Below are 8544 nucleotides of genomic sequence, written 5' to 3'. Positions count from 1 at the left end.
GGACTGTTCGGTTCGTAGGGATGGGTCTCCTTAAAAGCTGGATCGGAGGGCGCTAGGGAGCCGTAGACCTCGTCGGTAGAGACGTGCAGAAATCTAAAGGCGCGCCTGAGATCCCCTTCGAGCTCGCTCCAGTAGCTACGCACCTCTTCGAGCAGATTAAAGGTACCAACGACGTTAGTTTGTATAAATTCAGCGGGGCCGTGAATTGAGCGATCAACGTGACTCTCTGCCGCGAAATTTATAACGGCTCTAACTGCGTACTTACGCAGAAGCGTTCGCACCGTTTCGGAGTCGCCTATATCTCCCCGCACAAATATATGGCGCTTGTTTCCCTCAAGGGAGGAGAGCGAGAGCAGGTTGCCTGCATAGGTCAACTTGTCCAGATTTATAACGGTCTCGCCGCCAGCCTCGATCCAATCGAGGATAAAATTAGCGCCTATAAATCCCGCTCCGCCGGTAACCAGTATCGTCACATTATGCCCTGCTTAAACCGCTGCTAAGGTACAAATCTTATTGTATTAAAAGGGCCTTTGTCGATAGTGCTCTAGGGGGGGCCTTATAAATAAATAAACTGTTCACCATGTTTTGCAACTATTCATACGGTCCTGATCCTGTGGATAGCTACATATTATGAGTAGATAGCCCTCTTATCCCCCTCCGGTCGGGTTTTCCAACGCCGATGGAGCCAGAACCACCCTTCTGGAAATTTTACGATTAACTGGCAATATAGATCTGAGATCCGCTGAGTCAGGATACGCACCTTCTCCTCATACGATGCCTGACTATCTTCGTATATATCCGTACAATCGCAATCAAGCGCATCTACCGCATAACGGTCACCCCCTACATAGCGCAGAGAGGTAACGAAGATCGGCGCCCTGGTTTTAATAGCTATAAGCGCAATGGCCTTGGTTGTGGCTGCCTGCGTGCCGAACCAATCAACGAATACAGCATGTTTACTGGTAACGTTCTGGTCGAAAAGAACCGCCACCGGAGTGCCCTGCAAAACGGCCGCTAGCATGGCTTTGTAGCCCCCCTTACGATCGATAATGCGGTTACCACTTATCTCGCGCAGTCCGGTCCACCAATTATCAAGTAGGGGTGAGCCAAACTTACGGGCCACCGGCGCAATCGGGTAATCTATTAACCCACAGGTATGTCCAAGTAGCTCAAAACTTCCAAGGTGTCCGGTAATTACCAAAGCCCCCGGCCCACCTAGAGCTTTTAAGCGCCCGGTGCAGCTCTCAAGCTGCTGAAAATCCATGTGTGCTTGAATCCATGCCAGATCAATAGTTGCGAGCCTGACGGTATCCGCCAATAATCTCCCCATCTCAGTCATGTTCTTGCGCAGAATCTTCCGTCGCCACCCTACATCCCTTTCTGGAAATGCAAGTTCGAGATTTTGTAGGCAGGTTCGCTTTAACTTCGGCATAACCAGAAGCGCCAGCCGGAAGAGATTTGCAAATAACGCCACCCGCACCCATTGCGGAAGGACGCCTAGAACAGCGAAGAGCCCTCGGACTGAGAGATATACCAAAACATCTACTATAGTTTTCACAGTATCTAGTTCCTGTTCTTCCCAGCTATATGCCTCTCAAACGCGCGTAGGGTCGCCTTACTAACGTGGTGCTCGATCCCCTCAGCATCCGTTCTTGCTATCCCCTCCCTAATTCCTAACGATAGGAGGAAATTCAGCACGATCCGATGCCTCCGACGTACCTGTTCGGCGAGCTTTTTACCAGCCTCGGTTAGAAATATAGATCGATATCGCTCACTAATCACCAACCCCTGTTTGCGCAGCCTAGCCACAGTTCGGTTAACGGTAACGTGGGTAACCCCCAAACGGCGCGCGATATCGACTAGGCGCGCCTCACTCCCAGCTTTTATAAGGTCATCGATAACCTCAACGTAGTCGTGCGCAATCTCGCTCGCCCTGGCCTCCCTGGCCTTTCGGTGGTGCTCGGCCGAGGGTGCCCCAACGTGCCGTTTTTTTGTTTTACAGCTTTTAGAATCGGACTTCATCCCCTCGAATCTCCTTGACGCCACCTAGTCTTACCCCGTAGATTGTAGCTTATGGTACATTTGTTTGCTAGGGATACAATATACAGGCTAGCCTCTGTCGCCTTACTTGTCCTCCTAAGCCCCTGCAAACTGGGACTAACAGAGTCTCCCCCTTTTACAATAATCACAACAACGAACATTATCGCCGATACGGCGCGCTCTATCGCCGGCACCAACCCTGGCACTATCCCTGGCTCCACCCCTGGCTCCATCCCCGGTACAGCGGTAGAGACAGAAGGAGGAACAGGGATAGTAATCACACCCCTGATGCGCGAAGGGGTCGACCCACACACATATAAACCCTCCCCCGGAGACCTGCGCGCGCTCTCACAGGCCTCGCTAATTCTCTTTAACGGTCTGCATCTAGAGGGAAAGATGGCGGACGTTTTCGAAAAACTCTCTAAACGACAGCCGGTCGTGGCCGTAACTGACACCATTGCGCACGATCGCCTGCGGACAACATCCACCATCGCCGTGGCCCACGATCCGCATGTATGGTTCGATGTCTCGCTCTGGATCCTTGCCTCAGAGAGGATTCGGGACGCTCTGAGCGAGTATAATCCAGCTCATAAGGCCGGCTACCATAGCCGTTTTGCGGCTTTACGCGAGAGGCTCATCGCACTCGATCTATGGTGCGCCTCAGAGCTCAGCACAATACCGCAAGACTCCCGACTACTTGTCACCTCTCACGACGCATTTGGATATTTTGGAGCAGCGTATGATATCGAGGTGCTCGGTGTTCAGGGTATTAGCACCGATAGCGAGGCTAGCCTCCGCGATATAAACAATCTGGTGCGAACCCTCAGCATGCGACGTATCCCAGCGGTTTTTATCGAAACAAGTGTCTCTCCAAAGATGGTAGAGGCGCTCGTTGAGGGAGCTCGCGCACAGGGCCATGCTATCTCAATTGGCGGAACCCTCTTTAGTGACTCCCTCGGTAGTCCTGCGACACCTGAGGGCACTTATGAGGGCATGGTACGTCACAACGTAACAACGATTAAAAAAGCCCTCTCACGCGGCAAATGATATGACAAAAACAACGGCGATTGAGGTACATGACCTAACGGTTGCTTACGGACAAAAACCTGTCCTATGGGATATCGATGTTGAGATACCTAGCGGTAAACTAGTTGCGATCGTCGGCCCAAATGGCGCCGGTAAATCAACCTTACTTAAGGCGATCCTCGGATTAGTGCCCACAACAACCGGCTTTATCCGCGCTCTTAATCAACCGATCGATCTAGTTCGCAAACGGATCGGGTACGTTCCACAGCGCGAGAGCGTTGATTGGGACTTCCCAATAACGGTTCAAGAGGTGGTTCTGATGGGTCGCTACGGAAAGCTCGGCTGGATAAAGCGCCCGAGCGCTAGCGACCGCGAGTTTGCCGCCGCCTGTCTAGCACAGGTAGGTATAGAGGCCTTTGCCGACCGTCAGATTCGACAACTATCAGGAGGACAGCAACAACGCGTCTTTCTAGCGCGAGCCCTCGCTCAGGAGCCCGATCTATTTCTGATGGATGAGCCCTTCTCGGGGGTCGATGCCGCCACAGAGCGCGTTATCATCGATATCCTACGAGTCTTGCGATCTACAGGGAAAACTGTGGTCGCCGTACACCACGATCTGCAAACTATCCCAGAATATTTCGACTGGGTAGTAATGCTAAACCTGCGCCTAGTAGCCGCTGGTAGTATCAGCGACGTATACACCCCAGAGAATCTTCATGCGACCTATGGAGGAAGGCTTACTATCCTCGACCGTATTACTGAGGCGGTACGTACCGGTACGGTACGGAGCGAGCAGGATATCTCAAGCAAAATAACGTAATATGGACTTTCTTGATCACCTCACCTCCTTTAATACGCTCCTGGTTATGCTAGGAACGTCGCTGCTCGGCCTGTCGTGCGGGGTGGTTGGTTGCTTTACCGTATTGCGACAGAGGGCACTGGTTGGAGACGCCATAGCGCATGCCGCTCTCCCCGGAGTGTGCGTTTCATTCCTGCTTTTTTACGACCGACACTTTGGTTATCTCTTTGCTGGCGCCGTAGTTTTTGGGCTTTTAAGCGTAATCATGATCTCCTCTATCTGCTCATATTCCCGAATAAAGGAGGACGCCGCTATAGGGATAGTGCTTAGCTCACTCTTCGGTCTTGGGATCGCGCTATCTCGTATTATTCATAATACACCGGATGGTAACTACGCCGGATTAGATAACTTTATCTTCGGCAAAGCTGCGACGATAACCAGCGCTGACGTTTGGTTTATTATGGTGGTCTCGATACTAGCGATATTCTTCGTTACGATATTTTTCAAGGAGCTGCAGCTACTCTGCTTCGACCGCGAGTTCGCCTGGACCCAGGGCTATCCGGTAATGGCACTTGATATCTTCCTGATGGGTCTAGTTGCTATGTGTACAGCAGCAGGGCTGCCTGCTGTTGGGGCTGTGCTTGTGGCCTCTCTTCTTATTATTCCAGCCGCTAGCGCCCGACTCTGGACCGATAACCTACGAACGATGCTCTTTCTTGCCGGAGCTTTCGGCGCCCTCTCCTGCCTCTCTGGAACGGTGCTAAGTGTCGCTATACCTGGCCCGCTAGCCTCGCAGGGGCTTCCAACAGGGCCCCTAATCATCATCTCAAGCGCTGTAATCTTCTCGCTCTCGCTAACACTATCTCCATCTCATGGGCTCTATGCATATCTTGTAAGACGGGGTCGCCGCCATGCTAGTTAATCTTTCTGTAGATGAGCTCTGGGTGATCGCAACCTGTGCGGTGTGCGGGGCTGCCTGTGCGATTCCAGGTGTTTTTCTAATGCTAAGGCGCTCGGCCCTCTTGGGGGATGCGATCTCACACGCAATCCTTCCCGGTATTACAGTAGCCTTTATGATAAGCGGCGAGAGAAGCCCCATTTTTATGCTGCTTGGGGCGGCGCTGGCGGGGCTGCTAACGGCGCTACTCTCCTCTCTCCTCTCTCAAAGTACGATCCTTAAGAAGGATGCAGCGCTAGGTATAGTTTTTACGACCATGTTTGCTATCGGAGTTCTCCTACTTACCTGGGGCGCTCGTAACGTCGATCTCGATCCGGGGTGTGTACTATATGGGCTGGCAGAATTGACCCCATTTGATACGACCGAGCTCTTCTCTATGCTGCTACCACGCAGCTTTGTCTGGCTCAGTATTATCCTCCTAATAAACATAGCTCTCGTATCGATATTTTTTAAGGAGCTTAAAATCTCCTCCTTTGATCCGGTGCTGGCCTCGGCGCTTGGATTTAATACCACCCTGATTCACTACGTACTGATAACAAGCGTTACTATTACAGCGGTCGCCTCCTTTGAGGCGGTTGGATCGATACTGGTTATCTCGATGTTAATCACCCCGGCCGCAACAGCCTATCTACTTACCGACAGGCTCGGGCTGTTGATCTTCATTGCGGCGGCGCTCGGTATCGTTGCGGCGTTCGGTGGGTACGCCGGCGCCCTTACCCTAAACACCTCGGTCGCTGGGATGATGAGCGTAGTATCAGGAGTTATCTTTGCTATTAGCCTGGTAGTGGCACCACGCCACGGCCTTGCACAACGGGTCATTACTAGAGCGATGCTGCGCTACCGCATCCTCCGTGACGATATACTCGGCATGTTATATCGCTGGCACGAAGTCGTTGGTAGGGATCACAGTAACCCCCTAACTCACCGCGAGATCTATCAGGCGCTAGGGCGAAGTATTTTAACGCGCCTGGCGCTGCGCTCGCTTATCAGACGGGGCGAGGTGGTGCGTGCCTTAAACGCCCCCCTACACCTAACGGAGCGTGGTATGCTTGAGGCTCAGGCCCTGGTGCGTTCACACCGACTGTGGGAATCGTATCTGGCAAAGCACCTTGGGCTTGCACTCGATCACCTGCATATTCCATCCGAGCGTACCGAGCACTTTATAGGACTAGCCTTAACGCGCGAGTTAGAGAAAGAGCTCGCTACAAAACTGGATCCGCACGGTAAGGTTATTCCGTAGTGAAACCCATAGTGAAACCCATAGTGAAATCCATAGTGGAACCCATAGTGAAATCCATAGTGCAACCCCTTTGACAACGCCACATCATCCCCTAGTAAGAGCTCTTCTCATAGTACCACGATCCAATCCAAGCATCTTTGCTGCCTGAACCTGATTACCCTCACTGGCCTCAAGGGCCTGCTCAATTAAGCGCGCCTTAAAGTGTCTAACCTGCTCGTGAAAAGATGTGCTAATGGGGCCTGACTGCTGCGCAGAGCGTCCATTAATAGTTAGATCTTCCAGTGTAATGCCAGCACGATTCTTAAAGCGTGCGTGGTAGGCCGCCGTTTCAACCATCCCTTGCAGCTCCCTTACATTCCCAGGCCATGCTCTCTTTGATAGCTCTCCAAGCGCATCAGAGGTGAGTTCAAACACATTCAGCCCCTCGCGCTCCTGTAGCTGCCAGAGAAACATCCCGCATAGATCCGGGATATCTTCTAAACGCTCGCGTAGCGGGGGGATTCGAACAAGACAGTGCGCGATACGGTGATGCAGGTCTCGTCGTATCTTGCCGGACGAGATCGCCTCCTCGATATCGCGGTTAGTTGCCGCCAAAAAGCGACAATCAACGCTCTGAAAACTATCCGCTCCAACGGGGCGAATACGTTTCTCCTGAATAAGGTCTAATAACTTTATCTGAGTATCGGGGGTCAATTCATCAAGCTCGTCGATAAAGAGGGTGCCTAAATGCGCCTCTAATACGATCCCCTTACGCGCCTCGGTTGCTCCAGTAAAAGCCCCTTTTAAGTGCCCAAACAGCTCGCTCTGCACTAGATCACCCCCGCCAAAATTCGGCTGGTAGTGAATGAATTTCTTCGATCGTCTGGGGCTCATTTCATGAATCAGTCGGGCGCACAGCCCCTTACCGGTTCCAGTTTCACCAAGAATTAATACTGACTGTTGCGTGCTAGCAATAAACAGGAGCTGCTCCCGCAGCGCCATTATACTCGCGCTAGATCCAGATAGCTGCTCAAGCAGCGGGCTACCCCGTTTCTGCGCAAGCTGCTCATACTCTCTACGAAGAACCGCCTGACTAACAGCGTCCTTAACCAAGGCCGCAACGTGAGCTGGCTCCGATGGTTTTTCTAGAAAGCTCGCGGCCCCCAAATTTAGAGCCCGAATGCCGTGCACTATTGAGCCGTGCCCTGTTAGTACTATCAGGCGCGCTAATGGATTCTGAACCCGTAAGGCTTGAAGAAGTTGAAAGCCACTCTCAACCCCAATCTTCTCGTTAAGACAGAGGTCGAGTACTACAACCTTGGGGTCCTCCTGGAGCGCCATAGAGAGCGCTGCGGCGCTATCCCCTGCGCCACAGATAGATAGAGGGCTCACAAGGGGAGAAAGCGCGCGTGCCATGCTTTGTAGCTGATCTGCATCGTCATCTACTAAAAGAACGTCCTTCATGATGACACCTCCGTACCCAATCCCTGCTCGTTTCGTAGCTCTTCTACGCGCTGCTGATAGTTAGCAAAGAGCAGCCGTATAGAGATCGCTTGAGAGCCCACGCAGATAGAGGTTCTGCATGCATGATCTCTCAGGATTAAATCTGCTACGGCGGCTTCAATCACCGCCCCCTCCCCAAGTTCCTGCGCTGCGTAGGCGCTAAGTGAGGGATACTCCCGATCATCAGCTCCACTAGATTTATGAAAAATATTAAGCACAAGTAAGAGCTCCTTTTCATGTACCTCCACCAGAGCCTCCGCTATAGAGACAGCAAGAACCGAGGGAATAAACGATAAGGCCCGCTTCAGAGATGTCCGATCGCAAAACAGCTCTGCCTCTGAATCAGGGCCTTCTATAACTAGAGGTTCAATCAGATCTCGTACAGCGATTGCGGAACACCCCTGCGGCGCCCTGGCATGCGAGAGCTTCGCTAGCGTTGCTGAAATGGAACCGCAGCGCGCCTTAGCGCGCGCCACATCCTCAGAAGTACCGGTAGAGGCGAAGTATGAGAGATCGTTTTGAATTACAGCCAGATCGCCCCGGATAGAGTGCAGCAGCGCACGGGCAAGCCTCTCAAAGAGCTTCAGTTCACTCTCACAACTATCTTTATGGTCGGTAAATAGTGGCACGCCTTAGGCTCTCCAAGATAACGGGGACCCACTAGCTTATAGCACCTATGTAATATTTCTAAGCAGCTTTAATTATAATACGAACTGTTTCGAACAGATGCCAGCGATTTCTGGTTCCTCACCAATAAGTGTGGGTGGGAAGCTACTGGATGATGGCATAACTATGCGCGGCAGTTGGAAGAAAAGCCGGTCGAAGAATGTAAGATAATGGATGCTGAACCCCTGCGCGGGAACGTGAACCGCTTCCCGTTACCTGCTCCCGCTCCGATACCGGAAACTTATTTCGAAAAGCACCGATTAATAGAAGATATGTTTTGTCATGAAAAGCTCGAAGTCTATCAAAAGTCGGTTGAATTACTGAATAGGTTAT

The 8544-nt window shown here is 52.0% G+C and carries 10 protein-coding genes; 4 read left to right on the top strand and 6 right to left on the bottom strand.

The features are described from left to right. The 3 genes from NTV65_00290 to mntR form a co-directional block, all read right to left on the bottom strand. A partial coding sequence (locus NTV65_00290) for a GDP-mannose 4,6-dehydratase (protein ID MCX6113643.1) occupies window positions 1-473 on the bottom strand: 473 nt, incomplete at its 3' end. A 155-nt stretch (window positions 474-628) separates the two neighbouring features. Continuing rightward, complete coding sequence (locus NTV65_00285; protein ID MCX6113642.1) at window positions 629-1558, bottom strand: hypothetical protein; 930 nt, start codon at window positions 1556-1558, stop codon at window positions 629-631. A 5-nt stretch (window positions 1559-1563) separates the two neighbouring features. Then, window positions 1564-2022: a manganese-binding transcriptional regulator MntR gene (mntR, locus tag NTV65_00280; protein ID MCX6113641.1), complete on the bottom strand. Its 459-nt coding sequence runs from the start codon at window positions 2020-2022 to the stop codon at window positions 1564-1566. 51 nt (window positions 2023-2073) lie between these two features. Between mntR and NTV65_00275 the strand changes: the two genes are divergently transcribed. From NTV65_00275 to NTV65_00260, 4 genes are read left to right on the top strand one after another with little or no spacing between them, the layout of a single operon-like run. Further along, window positions 2074-3087: a zinc ABC transporter substrate-binding protein gene (locus NTV65_00275; GenBank protein MCX6113640.1), complete on the top strand. Its 1014-nt coding sequence runs from the start codon at window positions 2074-2076 to the stop codon at window positions 3085-3087. A 1-nt stretch (window position 3088) separates the two neighbouring features. Beyond that, window positions 3089-3886: a metal ABC transporter ATP-binding protein gene (locus NTV65_00270; GenBank protein MCX6113639.1), complete on the top strand. Its 798-nt coding sequence runs from the start codon at window positions 3089-3091 to the stop codon at window positions 3884-3886. A gap of 1 nt (window position 3887) precedes the next feature. Next, window positions 3888-4787, top strand: a complete 900-nt coding sequence (locus NTV65_00265; protein MCX6113638.1) for a metal ABC transporter permease — start codon at window positions 3888-3890, stop codon at window positions 4785-4787. Further along, window positions 4777-6063: a metal ABC transporter permease gene (locus NTV65_00260; protein ID MCX6113637.1), complete on the top strand. Its 1287-nt coding sequence runs from the start codon at window positions 4777-4779 to the stop codon at window positions 6061-6063. The genes NTV65_00265 and NTV65_00260 overlap by 11 nt, the downstream gene beginning before the upstream one ends. Window positions 6064-6147: 84 nt before the next feature. On the opposite strand, the gene NTV65_00255 is transcribed toward NTV65_00260, so the two are convergent. The 3 genes from NTV65_00255 to NTV65_00245 form a co-directional block, all read right to left on the bottom strand. After that, window positions 6148-7506, bottom strand: a complete 1359-nt coding sequence (locus NTV65_00255) for a sigma-54 dependent transcriptional regulator (protein MCX6113636.1) — start codon at window positions 7504-7506, stop codon at window positions 6148-6150. After that, complete coding sequence (locus tag NTV65_00250; GenBank protein MCX6113635.1) at window positions 7503-8174, bottom strand: hypothetical protein; 672 nt, start codon at window positions 8172-8174, stop codon at window positions 7503-7505. Before NTV65_00250 ends, NTV65_00255 begins: the two co-directional genes overlap by 4 nt. Window positions 8175-8316: 142 nt before the next feature. Further along, on the bottom strand, window positions 8317-8544 hold a 228-nt coding region (locus NTV65_00245), incomplete at its 5' end, for a hypothetical protein (protein MCX6113634.1).

The sequence above is a fragment of the Pseudomonadota bacterium genome, assembly GCA_026390555.1.
Classification (GTDB): Bacteria; Bdellovibrionota_C; UBA2361; order UBA2361; family OMII01; genus OMII01.
The sequence above is the reverse complement of the archived record's forward strand: the minus strand, read 5'-3'. Positions and strand labels throughout refer to the sequence as shown.